We start from the raw sequence: 20,588 nt of genomic DNA, 5'->3' as shown, positions 1-20,588 counted from the left end.
GTTTTTTATTGAAATTTTCATATTAATTTACAATATTTTCAAGAGGCATAGCCTAAAATTTGAAATAGCTTAACTCCTACCGGAGAAAATATAGCTTTTTGTGGCTTAATCCTAATATGAATTATAATAACTAAAATGCTATTTTTATATTCGTAATAAAAACATTATTCTTTTATTTTGTAAAACACTTTCTAACTTATATTTTGGGTTGTATAAATCTTTTAAGATATTGTATAATAGATAATGTTATACAAAAATAAAGACATACTTATAATGTATGTTAAAAATATAGAGGTGAATACATATGACGAAAACTATATTTAAAGGCAGTACAATGTTAAATCCCGTCCCTGTAGTACTAATTACATCAAAAAATAAAGAAGGTAAAATAAATGTTTTTACGGTAGGTTGGATTGGTACGGCTTGCACTAAACCTCCAATGATTACAGTGGCTATAAAACCTGAACGGCTTTCTTATGATTATATAAAAGAAAGTGGAGACTTTGTAGTAAATTTGCCTAATTCTAAAATGGTTCGTGAAGTTGATTACTGTGGAGTACGTTCTGGAAAGCAAATAGATAAAATTTGTGAAATGAACTTTACCATGGATGAAAGCAAAGATGTTACAGCCCCAATAATATCTGAATGCCTCGTATCTCTAGAATGCAAAGTTAAAAGCATTACTACTTTAGGTAGCCACGATTTGTTTTTAGCTGAAATTGTAAATACTCATATTGATAATACCTTAATAGATATTAAGGGTAAAATACATTTTGAAAAAGCAGATCTCATTACTTATTCTCATGGTGAATATTTCAGTGTTAATTCTAAACCGCTAGGCAAATTTGGTTACTCCGTTCAGAAAAAAAATAAAACCAATAAGAATCATTCAAAGCATAAAAATAAAGCCTGATTTCTCAGACTTTATTTTTATGTTTATTTTTATTCATTTGGTATTGATTTATTGAGTATTGCTTTTGCTGGTATTGATTTATTCTCAGACTTCTTATCCATTCTTAACATTTCGCCTATTGCTGATATACTACCAAAACTTGATAATATTTCATTTGGAAGTATAAGTTTATTAGCTGGATTTTTAGACATTTCTTTAAGAGCTTCTACCTGTTTAAGTGCTATTACAGTTTCATTTGTACCTGACTCAATTATTGCTGTATTTACTTTTCTTATAGCACCTGCTTCGGCAATTGCAATAGTCTCTATAGCCCTTGCTTTACCTTCTGCTTCTAATAGTTGTGATTCTTTAAGTCCTTCTGCACGTCTAATAGTTGCTTGTTTTTCAGCTTCAGCATTTAATATCTGAGCTTGCTTATGTCCTTCTGCTTTTTCAATTAGACTTTGTTTTTCACCTTCTGCTGTAAGAATAAATGCTCTCTTATCTCTCTCCGCTCTCATTTGTTTTTCCATAGCTTGTTGGATTTCGCCTGGTGGAACAATGTTTTTAATTTCTACAGATAAAATTTTTATTCCATAAGCATCAGTGATTTCATCGATTATTTCAAGAAGCCTAGAATTTATTCTATCTCTCCCTGATAATACCTCATCTAATGTCATGTCTCCCACAATATTTCTCATATTAGTAATAGTTGAGTACACAATACCTGATTTATAATCCTCAATATTATACACTGCATCTTTTGAATTAATAACTTTATAAAATATAACATTATCAATTGATATATTTACATTATCCTTGGTTATAACATTCTGTGGTTGAATATCCAATATTTGTTGTTTTGTAGAAATCTTTCTTCTAACAAAATCTGCAAATACAATTGTTAAATGCCAACCTGGCTCTAATATTCTATGAAACTGACCAAATCTTTCTACTAAAAGCACATACCCTGTGTTAACAATTTTAATCGATGTTAAAATCATTATAACTATTATTAGTAATAAAACCAGACCTATAATCGTTCCCATAACAAATTCCTCCTCGAATTTAAATATAATCTATACTTTTTCTATTAACAACTTGTTTCCTTCTATACCAATAATCTGAACCAAATCACCTTTAACTATAGGTTTTCCTACATTTTTAACAGTCCAATAAATTCCTTGAAATTTAATGTTCCCCTTTTCTTCAATATCTTTTTCTATTTCAAATTCTTTACCTACGTATCCTTCCTCCATTGTCAAAGTCTTTTTAACAGTTTTCTTTATGGTTCTCTTAACTATAGGATAACCAATGGCCATAACCAATGCACTAACTGCTACAAAAACAAACACTTGAACAATTATCGAAGCCTTTAACCCAATAGCAAATATTGCTGCGATTGCACCTATAGCAAACCATACAAACATAAAACTACTAGTTGTAATGTCAATGGCCAATGCACCTAATGCTACAACTACCCAAAATATCATCGGCGTCCACTTCATATTGTATCCTCCTTATGGATATTAATTAATAAAATTTACTTACTTATAATATTATTAATTCATACTTTGATTATATATCTTTTATGAATTTTATAATACAAGTTTCTTATGTTTTATGCAAATTTTACTATTAATATTATTTGTTATTATTAACGTAATGCTAATTCAATAAAAATATTCCACGTTGTTATTATTATATAATCTTGTATATTTTAAACTTAATAATAACTAATTTTATTGTATTATATGTAATAAAATACCTTGGTACTATTTTACTACATTGTATAATATTTATTTACCATTAAATGTTATTATTGTTAAAAAATAATATATACAATATCATGTCTTATTAATAAATAATTTAGCACTGGTAAAATAATCATTAATCATATCTACTAATTAAACATAAATAATGATATAATTTGAGTTAATATTTGTTATATAAAGTCATTTATGCATACACTATATATAAGAAACTAGAGAAAGGTCGTGAATTAGTTTGGAAACTTCTTTTATAAAGGTATCTGTTGCTTGCCCCGTGGTAAGCGTAGCAGATATAGAATTCAATTTAATTAACATAAAAGCCTGCATTAAACAGGCCCTAGATAAGGAATCAAAATTTATAGTTTTCCCAGAACTTTGCATAACAGCTTATACATGTGCTGATTTGTTTTTGCAACATAGACTTATTAACAAATCAGAAAATGCGATTAAATCTCTATGCGAATTTTCTAAAAATAAAGATATATTGATTGCTGTAGGCTCTCCTTTATATACTAATGATTGTTTATATAATTGTGCATATGTAATATTCAATGGTACCCTTTTGGGAATAGTACCAAAAAGTTATATTCCAAATTACACTGAGTTTTATGAGAAAAGATGGTTTACTGAAGGTCTTGGTATAATTAGTAAATCTGTAAATCTCTCTTTTGCAAATGAAATACCTTTTGGAACAAATTTGTTGTTTACTTGCAAAGATATTAAATTTGGTTTTGAGATTTGTGAAGATCTTTGGGTAACAATTCCTCCAAGTAGTTACTTAGCCCTCCATGGTGCAAATATAATTGCCAATTTATCTGCATCCAATGAATTAGTAAGCAAAGCTGATTACAGAAAATCTTTAGTATCATCTCAAAGTGCAAGATGTATGTGTTCTTATTTGTATGCATCCTCTGGTGTTTTTGAATCCTCAACTGATTTACTTTTTAGTGGTCATCTTATGATTAGCGAAAATGGTTTAATCTTAAAAGAAAATAAAAGATTTCAAAGAGAAAATGAAGTTATTGATTCAATAATAGATATAAACAAGCTAAATAGTGAAAGGCTTAAAAATATTAGTTTTAGAAGTAGTACTTCTGTATGCCCTTTTGACATAATTGAAATTCCTTTTGAATTTTCAAGCTTAGATTTTGGTGTATTTGATAGGGTTATAGATAAATATCCTTTTGTTCCTTCAAATCAATTACAGCGTGAGATGCGTTGTGGTGAGATATTTAATATTCAATCCTCAGCACTCGCTAAAAGGTTCTCTTATACTGGGCTTAATAAAGCTGTTGTTGGGATTTCTGGGGGACTTGATTCAACCCTTGCACTACTTGTTATAGTTAAAACCTTTGATAAGTTAAAGATACCATTAAAAAATATAGTTACTATCACCATGCCTGGATTTGGAACAACCGATAGGACCTATATGAATGCAATAAACCTTTGTAAAAATATAGGTACAGATCTTAGAGAAATTAATATAGTTGATGCGTGTTTGCAACATTTTAAAGATATAAATCATCCAGTTGAAAAACATGATGTAACTTATGAAAATGTTCAAGCAAGAGAAAGAACTCAAATTCTTATGGACCTTGCTAATAAAGAAGGTGGTTTATTAATAGGTACAGGTGACTTATCAGAACTAGCCTTAGGTTGGTGCACATATAATGGAGATCATATGTCTATGTACTCTGTCAATTGCTCAATTCCTAAAACTTTGGTGAGATATTTAGTTAAATACGTGGCTGATAAGGAATCTTCAAAAGAAGTAACAGACATTCTTTTAGATATTCTTGACACTCCAGTAAGCCCAGAACTTTTGCCTAAAGATAAAAGTGGTAAAATCACTCAAAAAACTGAAGATATAGTGGGTCCATACGTACTTCATGACTTTTTTCTTTATTATTTTATGAAACAAGGAGCTTCTCCTAGCAAAATATTATTTTTAGCTAAAGAAGCCTTCAAAAATGATTACACGCAGGAAGAAATAGTAAAATGGTTAGATAAATTTATAAAACGGTTCTTTACTCAACAATTTAAACGTTCAGCTCTACCTGATGGCCCAAAAGTTGGTACTATAAGCGTATCTCCAAGAGGAGACCTTAGAATGCCATCAGATGCTAGTTATAATTCTTTTCTTTAAAAATTACGAAATATTTTCACACGAAAAAAAGATATATATTACGCATATTGCAATACGCGTAATATATATCTTTTTTTCTTTTTATTTATAAATATCTACAATTAAACCTGAAATCTCATCAATAGTATTTGCTACCTTAAGATTATCTTTTTCTTGACTTAATAACAATTGTGTAAGTTCCTCAAGTTTTTTATCCACCGTATTTACAGTTATAAAATATTGTGTTTGCCAAAAACTGATATCCTTCTTAATCTCATACATATGTTTTAAAACAGAATCTAAATATTGCTTAATTAAATTCTTATAAGATTTAACATCCGAAAAACACTTTGTAATGGATAATCTATTTCCCTTTTTCTTTATATCGTCCATCATCTCTTTTAACTGCTGCTCTGATTTTTGTTGCCTAGCGAAACTAAAGTTTTGAGAAAAATCCATTTTACTAGATACAGATTTTGTATCTGACGAAATAGGTGAATTTCTTCTAGTTCTTGATATTTCCATGATTTTTCACCTCGTTTTCCCAATATTTATATTATATGTTTTTTTAATGTTTTATTTATATTGTTACATACATTATAACGAACTTTGAGCAAAAAAATGTACACAAAAGAAAATAAATTCTAGCCACATTAAGAAATAAGTTCTAGCCACAATAGGGAATTAATTCTTGCCCCGTATGTAAATAAATTCTAGCCACAATAGGAAATAATTTCTAGCCTCATATATAAATAGGTTCTTGTTATAATAAAAATTTAATTCTGCCCAAATGTTCTACATTTATTTTCCACCTATAAGTTTGCCAATTGTTTGTTATATTAGTATAATTAAATAGTAAATATTAAACATTATAGATATATCTATTGATTTTATGCTTACATATATAACTAACGCTATTTTTCTTTCCATATAATTAAAAACTAAATTATAGAGGTGGTTAAAATAAAAATATTATTAAATATGTTTTGGACTTTCTTTAAAATAGGATCTTTCACATTTGGTGGAGGTTATGCTATGATTCCACTTATTCAGACTGAAGTAGTAACAAAAAAAAAGTGGATATCAAAAGAGGATTTTTTAGATATCGTTGTTATTTCTCAAACTTTCCCCGGAGCCTTAGTTGTTAATAGTAGCTTATTTATTGGCTATCGAATTGGCGGTTTACTTGGTGCTATCATTGGAGTTCTTGGCGTAATTTTACCATCATTTTTCATAATATTGTGTATTGCTGTCTTTTTTATAAAATTTCGTGACTATTACTATGTAAATTTAGTTTTTGAGGGTATTTCAGCTGCAGTTCCTATGCTTATACTCATAGCAGTGGTAAGTTTGTCTGAATCTCTAAAGAAAAATTATATAAATTTTATCATAATTTTAATAAGTATTGCTAGTATATTATTTTTACATATACACCCTGTTATAGTTATACTTTTATCCGGTTTATATGGAATTGTGTTTCTTAGAAAGAAGATGACTTAATGACTATGATAATTAAAATCTTCTATTCCTTCTTAAAAATAGGAGCCTTTAGTTTTGGTGGAGGTTATGCTATGCTTCCAGTCATTCAAAGAGAAATTGTAGAAAGCCATAAGTGGATTAGCGCCAAACAGTTTATTGATATTATTGGTATATCACAAATGACCCCAGGACCTATAGCAATAAATTCAGCCACCTTCGTAGGTTTTAAAGTTTCTGGTATACCTGGTAGTATTGCTGCAACCATAGGTGTAATTACATTTTCATTTATTTTAGTTTCCATAGCAAATCACTATATTTTAAAATTCAAGGAATCTAACATAATGAAATCTGCATTAGCTGGTATGCGGCCTGCAATGATTGGCCTTATAATTTCTGTATTCTTTTCTCTTGGACGTGAATCCTATAATGATATTAAAAGCATAATAATTGGGATCATAACTTTAGGTCTATTGCTTAGCAATAAACTTAATCCTATTTTAGTCATAATAATTTCAGGAATATTAGGTATCGTATTTTATTCTTTATTGCCTATATAATGTAAGTTATATAATTCTACACATATACTATAATAAAAAAGCAATAAATAATAATTTGTTGTTTTTTTAAATAAATTACACTATACTATAAAATGAGGTGATATGTTCATGTTCTTTAGCAAAACCATAAATGAAGTTTTAGCAGAGTTAGAGACTGATCCAATAACTGGGCTTTCTCAAAAAGAAGCAGAACTAAAGAAAGAAAAATTTGGGTTAAATGAATTGGCATCTAAAAAGCCTAAAACTCTAATTGCTATGTTCTTTGCTCAATTAAATGATATTCTAATTTATATTTTAATTGTAGCCGCTGTAATTTCTGCTCTCCTTGGTGAAACAAGTGATGCAATAATAATTGCTATCGTTATTGTTATTAATGCTACTGTAGGAATTATTCAAGAGTCTAAAGCTGAAAAAGCTCTTGATGCATTAAAAAAATTATCCACTCCAAAAGCTGTAGTAAGGCGTAATGGAGAGTTAAAAGAAATCCCATCTAAAGAGGTTGTCCCTGGTGACATTATTATTATAGATGCAGGTCGTTATGTTCCTTGTGATTTAAGACTACTTGAAACCGCAAATTTAAAAATTGAAGAATCCACACTTACAGGAGAATCTGTACCAGTGGATAAAGATGCATCGCTTGTATTAAATGGCGATGATATCCCACTGGGTGATCAAAAAAATATGCTCTTCATGTCTACCCTTGCAACCTATGGTAGAGGCATCGGAATAGCTGTCCATACCGGAATGAATACTCAAATTGGTAAAATTGCTAAAATGTTAGACGAAAAAGTAGATACAGAAACTCCACTACAAAAAAAACTAGCACAGCTTGGTAAATTTCTTGGAATAGGTGCATTATTTATATGTGCCCTTATGTTTATTGTAGGTATTCTTCAAAAGAGAGATCTTTTTGAAATGCTTCTTACATCCATTAGTTTAGCTGTTGCCGCTATTCCTGAAGGCCTACCTGCAATAGTCACCATAGTACTTGCTATGGGCGTTCAAAAAATGGTTAAGCAAAATGCCATTATACGTAAACTACCTGCTGTTGAAACTTTAGGTTCAGTAAATATTATATGTTCAGATAAAACAGGAACCTTAACTCAAAATAAAATGACTGTCACAAAATTTTATGCAGGTGACACTTTAGAAAATATTGATACACTAAATCTTAAAAACAAACAACACAAGTTGTTACTTGATAATCTTATTTTATGTAATGATGCTACATACTCCGAGGATGCAAAAACAGGTGATCCAACTGAAATTGCACTACTCATACCTGGTGCAAACAACAATATATCTAAAGATGAACTCGAGAAAAAGCACCAAAGAATTAATGAGATTCCATTTGAATCAGATAGAAAATTAATGACTACTGTAAATAAATATGATGATGAATATTATGTAATGACAAAAGGAGCAATTGATAATCTGTTAAATTTATGTACTAAAGCCTATATTAAAGGCAGTATTGTAGACATTACTCCCAAAATAAAAAAAGACATAATAGCAATATCTAATAACATGTCTGATGATGCATTAAGAGTTCTTGGTGCAGCTTACAAAATTTTAACCACACATCATGTAGATATTGATTCTTTAGAAAATGATTTAATATTTATTGGACTGGTAGGTATGATAGATCCTCCAAGGCTTGAGGTTAAAGATTCTATTTCATTATGTAAGAAATCAGGAATTAAGACTGTAATGATAACTGGTGACCATCAAAATACAGCTTTTGCTATAGCAAAAGACCTTAATATTACAGATGATCCTCTAGCCGTTATGTCTGGCAACGAGCTTGATAAAATTTCGGACGAGGCATTAAATAACAAAATTGATAATATAAGTGTATTCGCAAGAGTCTCCCCAGAACATAAAGTTAAAATTATAAAAGCTCTTAAATCTAAAGGTAACATTGTATCTATGACTGGTGACGGAGTAAATGATGCACCTTCTCTTAAAATGGCAAACATCGGTGTAGCAATGGGTATAACAGGAACTGATGTCGCTAAAGGTGCTGCTGATATGATATTAGTAGACGATAATTTTTCAACTATCGTTTCAGCAATAAAAGAAGGAAGAAATATCTTCACAAATATTAAAAAAACAGTAATATTCCTGATTTCATGTAATGTCGGAGAAATTATAGCTCTATTTCTTGCAATCCTTTTAGGTTGGGCATCGCCTCTTCGCCCTATCCATATATTATGGGTTAACTTGATTACAGATACACTTCCAGCTTTAGCTCTAGGAATCGACCCTGGTGACACTGACGTTATGAAATATAAACCACGTAATCCAAAAGATAGTTTATTCAAGGGTGCTACCTTAAATCTAGCTCTTAATGGACTATTAATTGGTGCAGTAACTTTAATAGCATTTATAATCGGTGCAAAATACTATAGTGGAACAACTAGTTTATTCCCACTATTTCCAGAAAATATTACCAAGGACGCTATAAAACATGCACAAACTATGGCCTTTGTAGTATTATCCGTTTCTCAACTTGTTCATTCTTTAAATATGAGAAACAACAAAAAATCCATATTTCAAATAGGACTTTTTACAAACAAATATTTAATTGCAGCTATAGTTTTTGGTATACTGCTACAAGATTTAATAATAACTATTCCACCACTCGCAAATGCTTTTAGTGTTCACGCTTTAAGTTTATCCGATTGGGGTATTGTTACTATTTTATCCCTTATGCCACTTTTCTTTAATGAAGTTGCAAAGATATTTAAACGCAGTTCATCTAAAGAATAATACACATCAAAAAAGTGAAAGACCTATGAATTAATTCATAGGTCTTTCACTTTTTCAGAAATTATAATTATTTTAATTTGGTACCATCTTCGTCTTGAGTAATTAAATCCCCTTTCATAAGTCCACCAAGAGCTCTCTTAAAAGAATTTTTGCTAGTCTTAAATGTCTTCTTTATATCATCAGGAGAACTTTTATCATTGTATGGCATAGAGCCATCACATTTTGTTAAGTATTCTAATATTTGTTCTTCAACTACATCTCTTTCCTCAAGTCTTGGTTTTCTTGCTGTTACATCCATCTTACCATCTTCATAATATTTTTTCACTCGTACACTTACTTTGTCACCAGGTATTATAGTATTATAATTCTCATTTTTTAAAATAACTGCCCTATAAATATCGTCTATTGCTATCATCAAGGTACCATTAGTCTGGATTCCGTATACTGTACCCTCTACTTCATCATCTATTTCATATATATCCGTATCATATAGATATTTATCAATAAAAGTAGTTGCTGCGAGTCTTCCAGTCTTATCTAAGTACACATAGAAAAGATATTTTTTCCCTGTTTCTAACTTATAATTTTCTTCCTTGAAAGGAACTAATATATCCCTTTCTAACCCAATCTGTACAAAACTCCCTATTGGTGTCATGTCAACTACTTTAAGATAAGCAATATCTCCAACCTTTGCGAGTGGTTTCTTTAAGGTAGCAATTAATCTATCACTTGAATCTCTATATATGAAGGCTTCAACTTCATCATCAATCTTAAGCGCTCTGCCCACTGTACTTTTCATTGGTAATAATATATCATCACTAGTGTTTTCTGTTCCAGCACCCAAATAATACCCAAAATCCGCTCTCCTAACTACTTTTAAACTATTAAAATCTCCAATGTTTATCATTTATAATCTCCTACCTTTTATTTAATCATCTTCTGCGAAGCTCTAAAATTAATCATCTCTTGCAGAGCTACGACTTCAGAAGGCTATTGGTACATCCACTTAAGTTTTTCTTTACTATAATATGTATTCACATGCTTATAGCAATAGGAAACTTTCCTTCTGAAATGTCATTAAACTTTAGACCAATTTATATGTTTGTTAAGTTTGTCAACAAATTGTACTAAATATTTTTCTTCAACCTCCGTAAATCTTCCTATATAAGGACTATCTATATCCAAAACCCCATAAACCACATTATCTTTTATTATAGGTATAACAATTTCTGAGTTTGTAGAACAGTCACACTCAATGTGGCCTGGAAATTCATGAACATTTTCTATTCGCTGAAGTTTTTTTTCTGTTACGGCTGCTCCACATACCCCTTTGTTTATTTCTACTCTGTTACAAGCTGGAAGTCCTTGAAATATACCAAGTACTAATATGTTTTCTCTAAGTATGTAAAACCCTGCCCAATTCACCTTATCCATAATTGCTTTTAGAATTGCTGAAGCATTTGCTAAATTTGCCAAATCATTTTTTTCTGAACTAAGCTGTCCTTCTAAAAGAATAAGCATATATTTATATTTCTGCTCATTTGTCATCTTTTCTATTCCTTTTAATTTTATCATCTTTTTCACTCCTTAACAAACCACAAACCTTATATCTCTATTGTATTAATAAATCAATAAAAATAAAAGCTATTTCACCTATATTTTCAAAAAACTTTTCAAAAAAAACATAATAACCTCTTAGTAAATATAATTTTACAAAAAAGGTTACTATAATATATTATAATACTTTTAATTTTGTACTATATTTCATTGAAAGTTTTACATAATGTTTTGCTGATTCTTTTAGCCCTTCTTTTTCTTCTTTAGTAAGATTTCTAACTACTCTAGCAGGCGAACCCATGCAAAGTACTCCACTTGGTATCTTTTTGCCTTGAGTAACCAAACTACCTGCACCAATTATAGTATACTCACCTATTTCAGCTCCGTTGAGTATTGTGCTTCCCATTCCAATTAGAGTGTAACTTGAAATTGTACAACCATGAATTATAGCATTATGTCCTATAGTTACATAATCTCCAATACTAACCGAAAACTCATCATCATTATGCATTGTGCAGTTATCTTGAACATTTGTATATTCACCAATAGTCATAGTATTCATATCGCCTCTAATTACAGCTCCAAACCAAACACTACTATATTCTCCTATAGTTACATTACCAATAACATCTGAACTGCTCGCAATGAACGTATTCTTGTGTATATTAGGTATTTTTCCATCAAATTGATGTATCATAATTTCATCATCTCCCCTATTAAAACTAATTTATTTATAAATTACAGTAACATAATAAATATATGTTTATTATACTACAATATTTAATAAGTTTTCCTATAATTTGTCATATTATGAGCTAATATTAATTCTTGATTTATTCTAAATTTTATTATATAATACCATATGTAGTACAGATTATTCTTTAATTACTACATATGGTATATATATTTATTTACACAAAAAATAGCCTAAAAATTTTAAAAAGCTTTTAGGTACAATAATTTCAAGTATTATAAATTATATTTTACATTATTTAATGTTAATATGCAACTAATAGGAGGTGTTTATACTAGTTTTCTTTAAGCTAGTATTAATTATGGCGGAGATAAAAGATTTAATAAAAAGGGTTTTTACAACTGAGCTAGAAAAAGATAAAACTATTACTGTTTTTGATTTATTTAATTGGAAAAAGGTAGATGTTTTATTAAAAGATCATAAAACTAATAAAGTACTTCTAGATATGAAAGATTTAGAATTTCCAGAACATTACTCACAAAATTCATGTGATATAATTGCTTCAAAATATTTCAGAAAATCTGGTGTTAACAACAAAGAAGGCTATGAGAATAGTATGAAATTGGTTTCTCATAGACTTGTTAATTTTTGGTGTGAAGCCTTGACTGCCGAAACTATTATTAAAACTAAAGAGGAAAGAGCTATTGTATATGATGAACTAATATACGCTTTTTTAAGTCAGATGTTTGCCCCAAATTCTCCTCAATGGTTTAACACTGGTCTTAATTTATCATATGGTATAAAAGGTGAAACTCTAAATAATTTTTATTATGATGAAAAATTGAAAAAGATTGTTAAAAGTGAAGATGCTTATACAAGGACTCAAGCATCAGCTTGTTTCATTCTCTCAATTCAAGATAAACTACTTGGAAAACATTCAATTTCTGAGCAATATGTAACAGAAACCAAATTATTTAAAGGTGGTTCTGGTACTGGAACTAATTTTTCTAGTATAAGAGGCATTGGAGAAAAGTTATCTAGTGGTGGCGTTTCTTCCGGACTTATGAGCTTTCTAAGAGGTCTTGATAGAAATGCTGGAGCTATAAAATCTGGTGGAACTACGAGGCGTGCAGCTAAAATGTTATGTCTTAATATAAATCACCCCGAAATAATGCCGTTTATGACTTGGAAAGCTAAAGAAGAAGATAAAGTACGTGCTCTTACTAAAATGGGTTATGATGGTAGTTTTGAAGGAGAAGCTTATGAGACTGTTTCTGGTCAAAATGGAAATAACTCTGTAAGATTTTCAGATGAATTTATGATGAAAGTTGATAACTTAGATAAAGATCCTAATCAAACAATTACTCTTAAAGGAAGATGTGACCCAACAATTGACTCCGAAATAAGTGTTAAAACGCTATGGGATACTTTTAATAAATCAGCTTGGCAATGTGCAGACCCTGCTCCTCAGTTCGATGACACCTTTAATGCATGGCATACCTGTCCTGCCGGTGAAGATGGAGTAGTTAATGCTAAATATAATAGAATTAATTCAACTAATCCTTGTGGAGAATATGCTTTTTTAGATGATACATCTTGTAATTTAGCCTCTATTAATATTTATAAATTTTATGATAATAAAACTAAGAAATTTGATGTTGATGGATATGTGCATTTGATAGGACTTACACAATTAGTTCTTGAATCCTCCATATATTGGGGTCAGTTTCCAACAGAAGACATAGCAAGAAAAAGTTATTTATTTAGAACAACTGGTCTTGGAATTTCAAATTTAGCTTCCTTATTTATGGTAATGGGCTATCCTTATGACTCAGATGATTCTAGAAATATAGCTGCCTCATTAAGTGGGATAATGACTGCACAGTCTTATTATGTTTCGTCATTACTTGCAAAAGAACTAGCACCTTTTGAAAAATATGAAATAAACAAAAAATATATGCAATTAGTTATAAGAAATCATGCTAGAGCAGCTGGAGTACTAAAAACTAAATATGAAAATTTAAATTATAAACCTATGAAGGTTAACCATGCTATATTAAATAATGACTCTCTTGGCAATGTCAGTGAAATGCTTAAAAGCTGTTGGTCAAATGCCTTAAGCAGCGGCGAAAAATACGGTTTTAGAAATGCTCAAGTCACAGTTTTAGCTCCTACTGGTACTATTTCCTTTGCAATGGATTGTGGTGCAACATCAGTTGAACCATATTTTAGTCATTGTATATATAAGAAATTATCTGGTGGTGGATTTATGACCATCGTAAATCCTGTAATTAAAGATTCTTTACTTAACCTTGGATATTCATTAAAGGAAACAAATGATATTCTTGAGTATATTTTAAGAAAAGAAAAGGTTAATGAAAATGGATTTGAATATGAAAAAATTGTTGATGGTAAAATTGAGGGTGCTCCACATTTAAAGCCTGAACATTTACCTATATTTGACACTGCTAACAAATGTGGTAGTGGAAAAAGATATATATCCTTTATGGGACATGTGCTTATGATGGCAGCAATAACTCCCCTAATATCAGGTTCTATATCAAAGACTGTAAATTTGCCTAAAAATGCAACTATAAAAGACTTTAAGGACGTTATATTAAATTCTTGGAAACTTGGAGTTAAAGGTATTGCTTTGTATAGAGATGGTTCAAAAGCAAGTCAACCTTTAAACACTACTTTATCTGAAGATAAAGAAGTATCTCTTGAGGATTTGTCATATGAAGATCTTTTAATGAAAGCAAAATCTTTACAAAAAACATCAAATCACTCTACACGCGAAAAACAAGTTGGAATACGTTATGGAACTACTCATCCAGCTCAAATAGAAGATGTAAAAGTATATACTACTGTTAATAGACGTTCAAACGGAGAGATTTCTGAAATATATATAACTACAGATAGAGAAGGTACTACTATTAGTGGATTATTAAACTCTCTTTCAAAATCAATTTCAGTTATGCTTCAGCATCATGTACCCGGAGCAGATATTTCTAAAATGCTTCGAGGACAAAAATTTGAACCTTATGGTTTTGTACAAAAACATCCTTATATTAAATCTGTTTCTTCTATATCCGATTTAATTAGTAAAATTATTGATATAGAACTAGGAGACTATAGTCGATGTCAAATTAAACCAGAAAGCTATAATAACTCTAGTATACCAAATAACCCACTAATACCTAATAAGAATGAAATCTCAACAGGTCTTGCAGAAGCTGACAATGTTCTCTCCCCTACTGGTGAGAACGTAAAAGCAGGTAAAATTCAAGGAGAAAGAATATACTCTGAAACCTGCTCCAATTGTTCAAGTACAAGGCTTGTTAGAAACGGTACTTGTAAGGTTTGTTTAGAATGTGGAACTACCACTGGATGTAGTTAGTTAATATTTAATAGTGCTAAAAACTCTTGTTAGACTTACGTTGTGCAAAATTTATATTTATTCAATAATTAGTAATTTGATATTTGACCCTCTGGATGGAACTTCAGAGGGTTTTATTTTTTCCCTTTTATTCCTATCAACGTGGCAGAATATTATTAGACATGTATCTTTAATTCATTTTTTTGTAAGTTTGTTATTTGCCATAAAACAATATACCTTATCTTTTAATGCTCTAAATACAACGTTCTATAACACAAGTATTGCATTTGGTAATTATTTGACATAACCTTAAATTAATACCTAATAGGGGGTGAAATCATGAATTATGCAATTATTTTAGGACTTATCGTAACAGGATTACTAATAGGTATAGAAGGCAGTATTAGTCAGATTCGAAGTGATATTAAGCGTATAAATACAAACGTAAATAGGATTGCTCAACAAGTTGGAGTGCCTGATACCGTAACCGATGAATTAAAGAGCCTTCTTTTAGAAGGTAAAAAAATTAAAGCGATCAAAAAATATAGAGAGGTTACTGGATTTGGATTAATTGAAGCCAAAGAATATGTTGATTCATTAATCGAACTGAAATCAAAATAAGAACTAAATTTTATTAATAGTGCACTAATTATAATTAGATTAAGTGCATGATCCGTAGTCATACTAATTCTGTTTGAACCTATTAGATGTTCAAATATAACAATAGCTATAAAAAACATAAAAGCTGTTTATTTACAACATTATGGATTAAAATTACTATAAGGTGGTGACTATTTGAATACATTAGAAATGATCATATATGCTGTAATATCGGCGTTATTAGTTATAATAATTGCAGTAACCTGGAACACTTATTTAAAAGTATTCCACAAAAGAAAGAAAAGTACGATGGAAGAAATGAATAGATTGATAGATAAAAATTTGATAACAAGTAATTATTACGAAGATTTAAAGCTAACTAAAATAGTTACTAATTCACTTGATAATTTACATTTAGCTGGATATCTTGTTAAATGCAAAACAAGCATTGGATGTGTCATTTTAATCCATGGAATAAGTAATAACCATGTAACAATGCTTTCTCACGTTGAATTTTTTAGAAAAAAGAATTATGATGTTCTTCTTATAGATCAAAGAGGACATTGTAATAGCTCCCCAACTATAAGTACATATGGGTTTAAAGAAACAAAGGACATAACCCAATGGATGAAGTATTTGAAAAATTTAGGATATGATAATGTTGGTATAATGGGACATTCAATGGGGGCCTCTATTGCATTACTAACCTGCGCCGAAGTTATAAAGCCCAATTTTGTCATATCAGAATCAGGTTTTTCTAATCTTCATGAGCTTGTAGCATTTCACATAAGAGCTAAAAAAATGCCCCCCTTTATTTTTGTTAACACTGTGAGTTTAGTATGCAAAATATTAAATAACTTTTGGCTTTCAGATATAGATGTTCTAGGTTCTATAAGTAATACGAAAGTTCCTATTTTGTTTATTCATGGAGAAATGGACAATCTAATTCCCTGCTACATGTCTAAACGCATGGCTAAAGCAACAAATAGCAAGCTATTTATCGTCAAAAATTGTGAGCATAGTATATTTAAAAATATTAAATATTCATTATCAGAATATGAAAATGTAATATCTGATTTTTTATTAAATATATAATATTTTACCTCACTTTTAGATTTTACATTTGACTACATTAAAATAGGTATAACTATTATGCTTTTATAAGTATGTTAATTTCTATTACATCTAATTTTGATGTCCAAATGTATTAAGAGCATTAAAAGGGAGTATAAATTTCGTTTAGAAATTTATACTCCCTTTTAATTACTTTTTCTTATTCTTAACTCTATTTGGTTTAGCCTTAGGCCTAATTACTATGTTATCTTTCTTACTTTTCTTTGATGTCGTTGTATAATTTGTTTTAGATGTATCCTTTTTTTTCATAAAACCTGCTAAATCCATAAACCACAAAGCAAAAATAACAAATATTCCTGGTATTACATATTTAGATACATAAGTCGGCATAGTTGGCCATATAAGCATTGGCACAACAAAAATCACCACAGCTATTCCAAGCACTATCCACTTGCTAATTTTTATCTTAGATAATACATAGTTCTTTAAAGCCCAATATATTACAAGAGCAACAATTGCAAATGCGAACATGCCAAGTATTTGTATGAAGATATTCATATTTTATCCCCCCTTTTCTATAAATTAACGTATACATACATTATCAAGCACTTCTTAATATATATCAATAGTATATGTAATAATATATTAATTTATATTTGTATTTTAAAAAAATTTATGCTAGACTATTTGTGGGTAGTATCGCATGCGAACTGCACTTAATTGTTTAACATATTATTAATAAAGCACTAAAGTAGCTTTATCTACATAAAGTAGCTTTATCTACTAAAGTAGCTTGAATTATTTTTTCTGCTCATATCTTTGTGAATGGGACAGCAATACAGGAGATGTTTTTTTACTGTATTAAATTGGAGGCGATATTATGATTATCGGCTTTATTGGATCAGGAAAGGTAGGGTTTTCTCTTGGAAAATATTTTTCCACTAAAGGAATAACGTTATCTGGATATTATAGTAAATCTTTTAAAGATGCTAAAGAGGCATCTAAATTTACTAATTCAAAAGCTTATGAGACAATTAATGACTTGGCAAAGGATAGTTCAATGATTTTTATTACTACTCCTGATGATTCAATTCATGAAGTTTGGCAGAAATTATTAATTTGTAATTTAGATAATAAAATAATATGTCATACTAGTGGTTCTTTAACCTCTAGCATTTTTTTAAACATAAACAATTCAAATGCATTCGCATACTCAATTCACCCTATTTTCGCATTTTCTGATAAATATAGTTCTTACAAAAAGTTACAAAGTGCATATTTTTCTATTGAAGGACCAGAAAGTCATATTTCACAACTTAAAGATTTTTTTACTTTTTTAGGTAACAAATGTTTTGTTATTAATAAAGATAATAAAGTGCTTTACCACTTAGCTAGCGTTACAGTATCAAACTTAGTTTTATCTTTAATTAATACAGGATGTAGCTATCTAAGTCAATGTGGTCTTAATGAAGATGATGCCCTAGAAGCATTACTCCCATTAATTCAAAATAATATTGATAATATAAAGAGTAATGGTTTTATAACAGCTTTAACTGGTCCAATTGATAGAAATGATATAGGCACGGTAAACCTTCACATGAAGACTATACCTAAGGCTGATGTAGACTTATATAAAAATTTATCACTAAAGCTACTAGCTTTATCAGAAAAAAAACATAAAGACAAAGATTACACAAAGCTTAAAAAATATTTAAGCGTGAAGGGGGACTATTAATTGAAAAATTCTATTTCAACCTTTATATCTGCTAAAAAGTCTGGTGAAAAATTAACAATGCTTACCGCTTATGATTACTCAACGGCAAAGCTCATTGATGAATGCAATGTTAATGGAATTTTAGTAGGAGATTCCTTAGGTATGGTTTGTCTAGGGTACAAGGACACATTAAGCGTAACTATGGATGATATGTTACATCACACTAAAGCTGTTGTTCGTGGAACTAAAAATGCTCTTGTAGTTGGTGACATGCCTTTTATGTCCTATCAAGCATCATTATATGATGCAGTAACAAATGCAGGTAGATTTATACAAGAAGCTGGAGCACAAGCAATAAAGCTTGAAGGTGGTGCCGTCGTTTGCCCACAAATCAAGGCTATAGTGAATGCTCAAATACCAGTAATGGGTCATCTTGGCCTAACTCCACAATCTGTTAACATGTTTGGTGGTTTTAAAGTTCAAGGAAAAAATATTACAGATGCACAGAAACTTATTGAAGATGCAAAAAAAATAGAAGCAGCAGGTGCCTTTGCAATTGTGCTTGAATGTATCCCCTCAAAACTAGCTAATATTATATCAAGCAATATTACTATACCAACAATAGGAATAGGTGCTGGTGGTGGCTGTGATGGTCAAATTTTAGTATATCAAGATATGCTTAACATGTTCTCCGACTTCAAACCTAAGTTTGTAAAGAACTTTGCAAATGTCGGAGACCTCATGAGAGACGGTTTTAAATTATATGTTAAAGAAGTTAATGAAGGAACCTTCCCTGCTAAAGAACACTGTTTTAAAATAGACGATGAAATTTTAAATAAATTATATTAAATCATCTCGTTGGTCGCTGTAAAATATCTTAAATATAGATAAGAAAGGAAGTGTAGAGGGTATTAGTAAAGCGTATATAATATGCTTTAAAATACCTCTAGAAATGATTACTGTTAAAACTATTGAGGAAGCACGAATGCAAGTAAAATCTTGGAAAAATGAAGGCTACAGCGTTGCCTTAGTTCCAACTATGGGTTCTTTACATGAAGGACATGCAAGTTTAATAAAACGTGCAGCAAAGGAAAATGAAAAAGTTGTTGTAAGTATATTTGTAAATCCTATACAATTTGGTCCAAATGAAGATTTATCATCTTACCCAAGAACTTTAGATAAAGATACTGTTTTATGTGAAAGTGCTGGAGCACATCTTATATTTGCTCCAGAAGTCTCTGAAATGTATTACACTGATAATGTAACAGGTGTCAACGTGCAAGGTCTTACAACAGGTCTTTGTGGTGCTAAAAGGCCTTGCCATTTCGGTGGTGTATGTACTGTAGTTTCAAAGCTCTTTAATATAATTCCTGCTGATAAAGCATATTTTGGAGAAAAAGATGCTCAACAATTAGCAATCATCAAAAGGATGGTAAGAGACTTAAATTTTGATATAAAAATTGTTGGTTGTCCTATAGTACGAGAAAAAGATGGACTTGCAAAAAGCTCACGCAATGTTTATTTGTCAGCAAAAGAAAGACAAGCAGCTTTATGTTTAAACAAAAGTTTAACTAAGGGAAAAGAAATTTTATCTTCTAGTGAAAAATCTACTAAGCTTTTAAAAAATGTTATAAGAAATGTTATTCAGAATGAAGTCTTAGCTAAAGTGGATTATATAGAAGTTGTTGATTCTATATCGCTTAAAGCTGTAGACGTTGTAAATAAACCGGTTCTTGTTGCCATAGCAGTCTTTATTGGAAAAACAAGATTAATAGATAATTTCATATGGGAAGTTTAAATTAAAACACTACTAAAGTATAAAAAAGTGATAACAATTAATAATGTTATATAACTTAAAGAAATGATAGTGTTAACTAACTTATGAAAAAACAATAATGGAAATATTAGGATTTAGAATGTGGGTTGAAAAGTGAAAATGTATCCTGAAGAAATTTAATGTTGCTTTATTTGTT

General features: G+C 29.9%; 18 protein-coding genes. 11 read left to right on the top strand and 7 right to left on the bottom strand.

What is annotated here, in order from left to right:
- The first annotated feature begins 304 nt into the window (after positions 1–304).
- Positions 305–913 (top strand): flavin reductase family protein, encoded by a 609-nt coding sequence (locus tag KPL38_RS12305; RefSeq protein WP_216289431.1) that lies wholly within the window; start codon positions 305–307, stop codon positions 911–913.
- Between the two features lie 29 nt (positions 914–942).
- Here the strand turns inward: KPL38_RS12305 and KPL38_RS12300 are convergent, their stop codons facing one another.
- Together KPL38_RS12300 and KPL38_RS12295 are read right to left on the bottom strand one after the other, a co-directional pair.
- Complete coding sequence (locus KPL38_RS12300) at positions 943–1,941, bottom strand: SPFH domain-containing protein (protein ID WP_216289430.1); 999 nt, start codon at positions 1,939–1,941, stop codon at positions 943–945.
- A 30-nt stretch (positions 1,942–1,971) separates the two neighbouring features.
- Positions 1,972–2,400 (bottom strand): NfeD family protein, encoded by a 429-nt coding sequence (locus KPL38_RS12295; protein WP_216289429.1) that lies wholly within the window; start codon positions 2,398–2,400, stop codon positions 1,972–1,974.
- 499 nt (positions 2,401–2,899) lie between these two features.
- Here KPL38_RS12295 and KPL38_RS12290 point away from each other — a divergent pair, with 499 nt between their 5' ends.
- Positions 2,900–4,810, top strand: a complete 1,911-nt coding sequence (locus KPL38_RS12290; RefSeq protein ID WP_216289428.1) for an NAD(+) synthase — start codon at positions 2,900–2,902, stop codon at positions 4,808–4,810.
- An 81-nt stretch (positions 4,811–4,891) separates the two neighbouring features.
- Here KPL38_RS12290 and KPL38_RS12285 read toward each other — a convergent pair whose 3' ends face one another.
- A complete protein-coding gene (locus KPL38_RS12285; RefSeq protein ID WP_216289427.1) occupies positions 4,892–5,314 on the bottom strand; it encodes a YaaR family protein in 423 nt (140 codons plus the stop codon).
- A gap of 456 nt (positions 5,315–5,770) precedes the next feature.
- Here KPL38_RS12285 and KPL38_RS12280 point away from each other — a divergent pair, with 456 nt between their 5' ends.
- The 3 genes from KPL38_RS12280 to KPL38_RS12270 all read left to right on the top strand — a co-directional run bounded on the left by KPL38_RS12280 (position 5,771) and on the right by KPL38_RS12270 (position 9,597).
- Positions 5,771–6,289 carry a chromate transporter gene (locus tag KPL38_RS12280; protein WP_216289426.1) on the top strand — a complete coding sequence of 173 codons (519 nt, stop codon included), beginning with the start codon at positions 5,771–5,773 and terminating at the stop codon, positions 6,287–6,289.
- Positions 6,289–6,825: a chromate transporter gene (locus tag KPL38_RS12275; protein ID WP_216289425.1), complete on the top strand. Its 537-nt coding sequence runs from the start codon at positions 6,289–6,291 to the stop codon at positions 6,823–6,825. Before KPL38_RS12280 ends, KPL38_RS12275 begins: the two co-directional genes overlap by 1 nt.
- A 108-nt stretch (positions 6,826–6,933) precedes the next feature.
- Positions 6,934–9,597: a cation-translocating P-type ATPase gene (locus KPL38_RS12270; RefSeq protein ID WP_281419355.1), complete on the top strand. Its 2,664-nt coding sequence runs from the start codon at positions 6,934–6,936 to the stop codon at positions 9,595–9,597.
- Positions 9,598–9,664: 67 nt separating this feature from the next.
- Here KPL38_RS12270 and KPL38_RS12265 read toward each other — a convergent pair whose 3' ends face one another.
- The 3 genes from KPL38_RS12265 to KPL38_RS12255 all read right to left on the bottom strand — a co-directional run bounded on the left by KPL38_RS12265 (position 9,665) and on the right by KPL38_RS12255 (position 11,851).
- The gene (locus tag KPL38_RS12265; RefSeq protein ID WP_216289423.1) at positions 9,665–10,504 is read right to left on the bottom strand and encodes a CvfB family protein; all 840 of its coding nucleotides are present in this window, start codon (positions 10,502–10,504) and stop codon (positions 9,665–9,667) included.
- A 170-nt stretch (positions 10,505–10,674) separates the two neighbouring features.
- Positions 10,675–11,172: a free L-methionine (R)-S-oxide reductase MsrC gene (gene msrC / locus KPL38_RS12260; RefSeq protein ID WP_216289422.1), complete on the bottom strand. Its 498-nt coding sequence runs from the start codon at positions 11,170–11,172 to the stop codon at positions 10,675–10,677.
- Between the two features lie 160 nt (positions 11,173–11,332).
- Positions 11,333–11,851 carry a gamma carbonic anhydrase family protein gene (locus tag KPL38_RS12255; protein WP_216289421.1) on the bottom strand — a complete coding sequence of 173 codons (519 nt, stop codon included), beginning with the start codon at positions 11,849–11,851 and terminating at the stop codon, positions 11,333–11,335.
- Between the two features lie 358 nt (positions 11,852–12,209).
- On the opposite strand from KPL38_RS12255, the gene KPL38_RS12250 reads away from it, so the two are divergent.
- From KPL38_RS12250 to KPL38_RS12240, 3 genes are all read left to right on the top strand, one after another.
- The gene (locus KPL38_RS12250) at positions 12,210–15,248 is read left to right on the top strand and encodes a vitamin B12-dependent ribonucleotide reductase (RefSeq protein WP_216289420.1); all 3,039 of its coding nucleotides are present in this window, start codon (positions 12,210–12,212) and stop codon (positions 15,246–15,248) included.
- A 318-nt stretch (positions 15,249–15,566) separates the two neighbouring features.
- Entirely contained in the window at positions 15,567–15,848 is a 282-nt protein-coding gene (locus KPL38_RS12245) for a ribosomal protein L7/L12 (protein WP_216289419.1), read from the top strand.
- 174 nt (positions 15,849–16,022) lie between these two features.
- Positions 16,023–16,922 (top strand): alpha/beta hydrolase, encoded by a 900-nt coding sequence (locus KPL38_RS12240; protein ID WP_216289418.1) that lies wholly within the window; start codon positions 16,023–16,025, stop codon positions 16,920–16,922.
- A gap of 168 nt (positions 16,923–17,090) precedes the next feature.
- On the opposite strand, the gene KPL38_RS12235 is transcribed toward KPL38_RS12240, so the two are convergent.
- Positions 17,091–17,459, bottom strand: a complete 369-nt coding sequence (locus tag KPL38_RS12235; protein ID WP_216289417.1) for a hypothetical protein — start codon at positions 17,457–17,459, stop codon at positions 17,091–17,093.
- A gap of 322 nt (positions 17,460–17,781) precedes the next feature.
- Here KPL38_RS12235 and KPL38_RS12230 point away from each other — a divergent pair, with 322 nt between their 5' ends.
- From KPL38_RS12230 to panC, 3 genes are all read left to right on the top strand, one after another.
- Positions 17,782–18,636 (top strand): Rossmann-like and DUF2520 domain-containing protein, encoded by an 855-nt coding sequence (locus KPL38_RS12230; protein WP_216289416.1) that lies wholly within the window; start codon positions 17,782–17,784, stop codon positions 18,634–18,636.
- On the top strand, positions 18,637–19,464 hold the full coding sequence (gene panB / locus KPL38_RS12225) for a 3-methyl-2-oxobutanoate hydroxymethyltransferase (protein WP_216289415.1): 828 nt from the start codon (positions 18,637–18,639) through the stop codon (positions 19,462–19,464).
- 103 nt (positions 19,465–19,567) lie between these two features.
- Positions 19,568–20,413: a pantoate--beta-alanine ligase gene (gene panC, locus KPL38_RS12220; RefSeq protein WP_216289414.1), complete on the top strand. Its 846-nt coding sequence runs from the start codon at positions 19,568–19,570 to the stop codon at positions 20,411–20,413.
- Positions 20,414–20,588: the final 175 nt, after the last annotated feature.

Source organism: Clostridium psychrophilum (genome assembly GCF_018861705.1).
Lineage (GTDB): Bacteria > Bacillota > Clostridia > Clostridiales > Clostridiaceae > Clostridium_AD > Clostridium_AD psychrophilum.
Note: the sequence above shows the minus strand (reverse complement) of the source record. Positions and strands in the feature narration are given on the sequence as shown.

What these genes read in the sequence shown, in the direction of transcription:
- KPL38_RS12245 (WP_216289419.1), top strand. Translation starts at nt 15,567, where the DNA reads ATGAATTATGCAATTATTTTAGGACTTATCGTAACAGGATTACTAATA.
- KPL38_RS12255 (WP_216289421.1), bottom strand. Translation starts at nt 11,851, where the DNA reads ATGATACATCAATTTGATGGAAAAATACCTAATATACACAAGAATACG.
- KPL38_RS12230 (WP_216289416.1), top strand. Translation starts at nt 17,782, where the DNA reads ATGATTATCGGCTTTATTGGATCAGGAAAGGTAGGGTTTTCTCTTGGA.
- KPL38_RS12300 (WP_216289430.1), bottom strand. Translation starts at nt 1,941, where the DNA reads ATGGGAACGATTATAGGTCTGGTTTTATTACTAATAATAGTTATAATG.
- msrC (WP_216289422.1), bottom strand. Translation starts at nt 11,172, where the DNA reads ATGATAAAATTAAAAGGAATAGAAAAGATGACAAATGAGCAGAAATAT.
- KPL38_RS12265 (WP_216289423.1), bottom strand. Translation starts at nt 10,504, where the DNA reads ATGATAAACATTGGAGATTTTAATAGTTTAAAAGTAGTTAGGAGAGCG.
- KPL38_RS12275 (WP_216289425.1), top strand. Translation starts at nt 6,289, where the DNA reads ATGACTATGATAATTAAAATCTTCTATTCCTTCTTAAAAATAGGAGCC.
- KPL38_RS12235 (WP_216289417.1), bottom strand. Translation starts at nt 17,459, where the DNA reads ATGAATATCTTCATACAAATACTTGGCATGTTCGCATTTGCAATTGTT.
- panC (WP_216289414.1), top strand. Translation starts at nt 19,568, where the DNA reads ATGATTACTGTTAAAACTATTGAGGAAGCACGAATGCAAGTAAAATCT.
- KPL38_RS12270 (WP_281419355.1), top strand. Translation starts at nt 6,934, where the DNA reads ATGTTCTTTAGCAAAACCATAAATGAAGTTTTAGCAGAGTTAGAGACT.
- KPL38_RS12280 (WP_216289426.1), top strand. Translation starts at nt 5,771, where the DNA reads ATGTTTTGGACTTTCTTTAAAATAGGATCTTTCACATTTGGTGGAGGT.
- KPL38_RS12285 (WP_216289427.1), bottom strand. Translation starts at nt 5,314, where the DNA reads ATGGAAATATCAAGAACTAGAAGAAATTCACCTATTTCGTCAGATACA.
- KPL38_RS12305 (WP_216289431.1), top strand. Translation starts at nt 305, where the DNA reads ATGACGAAAACTATATTTAAAGGCAGTACAATGTTAAATCCCGTCCCT.
- KPL38_RS12250 (WP_216289420.1), top strand. Translation starts at nt 12,210, where the DNA reads ATGGCGGAGATAAAAGATTTAATAAAAAGGGTTTTTACAACTGAGCTA.
- KPL38_RS12295 (WP_216289429.1), bottom strand. Translation starts at nt 2,400, where the DNA reads ATGAAGTGGACGCCGATGATATTTTGGGTAGTTGTAGCATTAGGTGCA.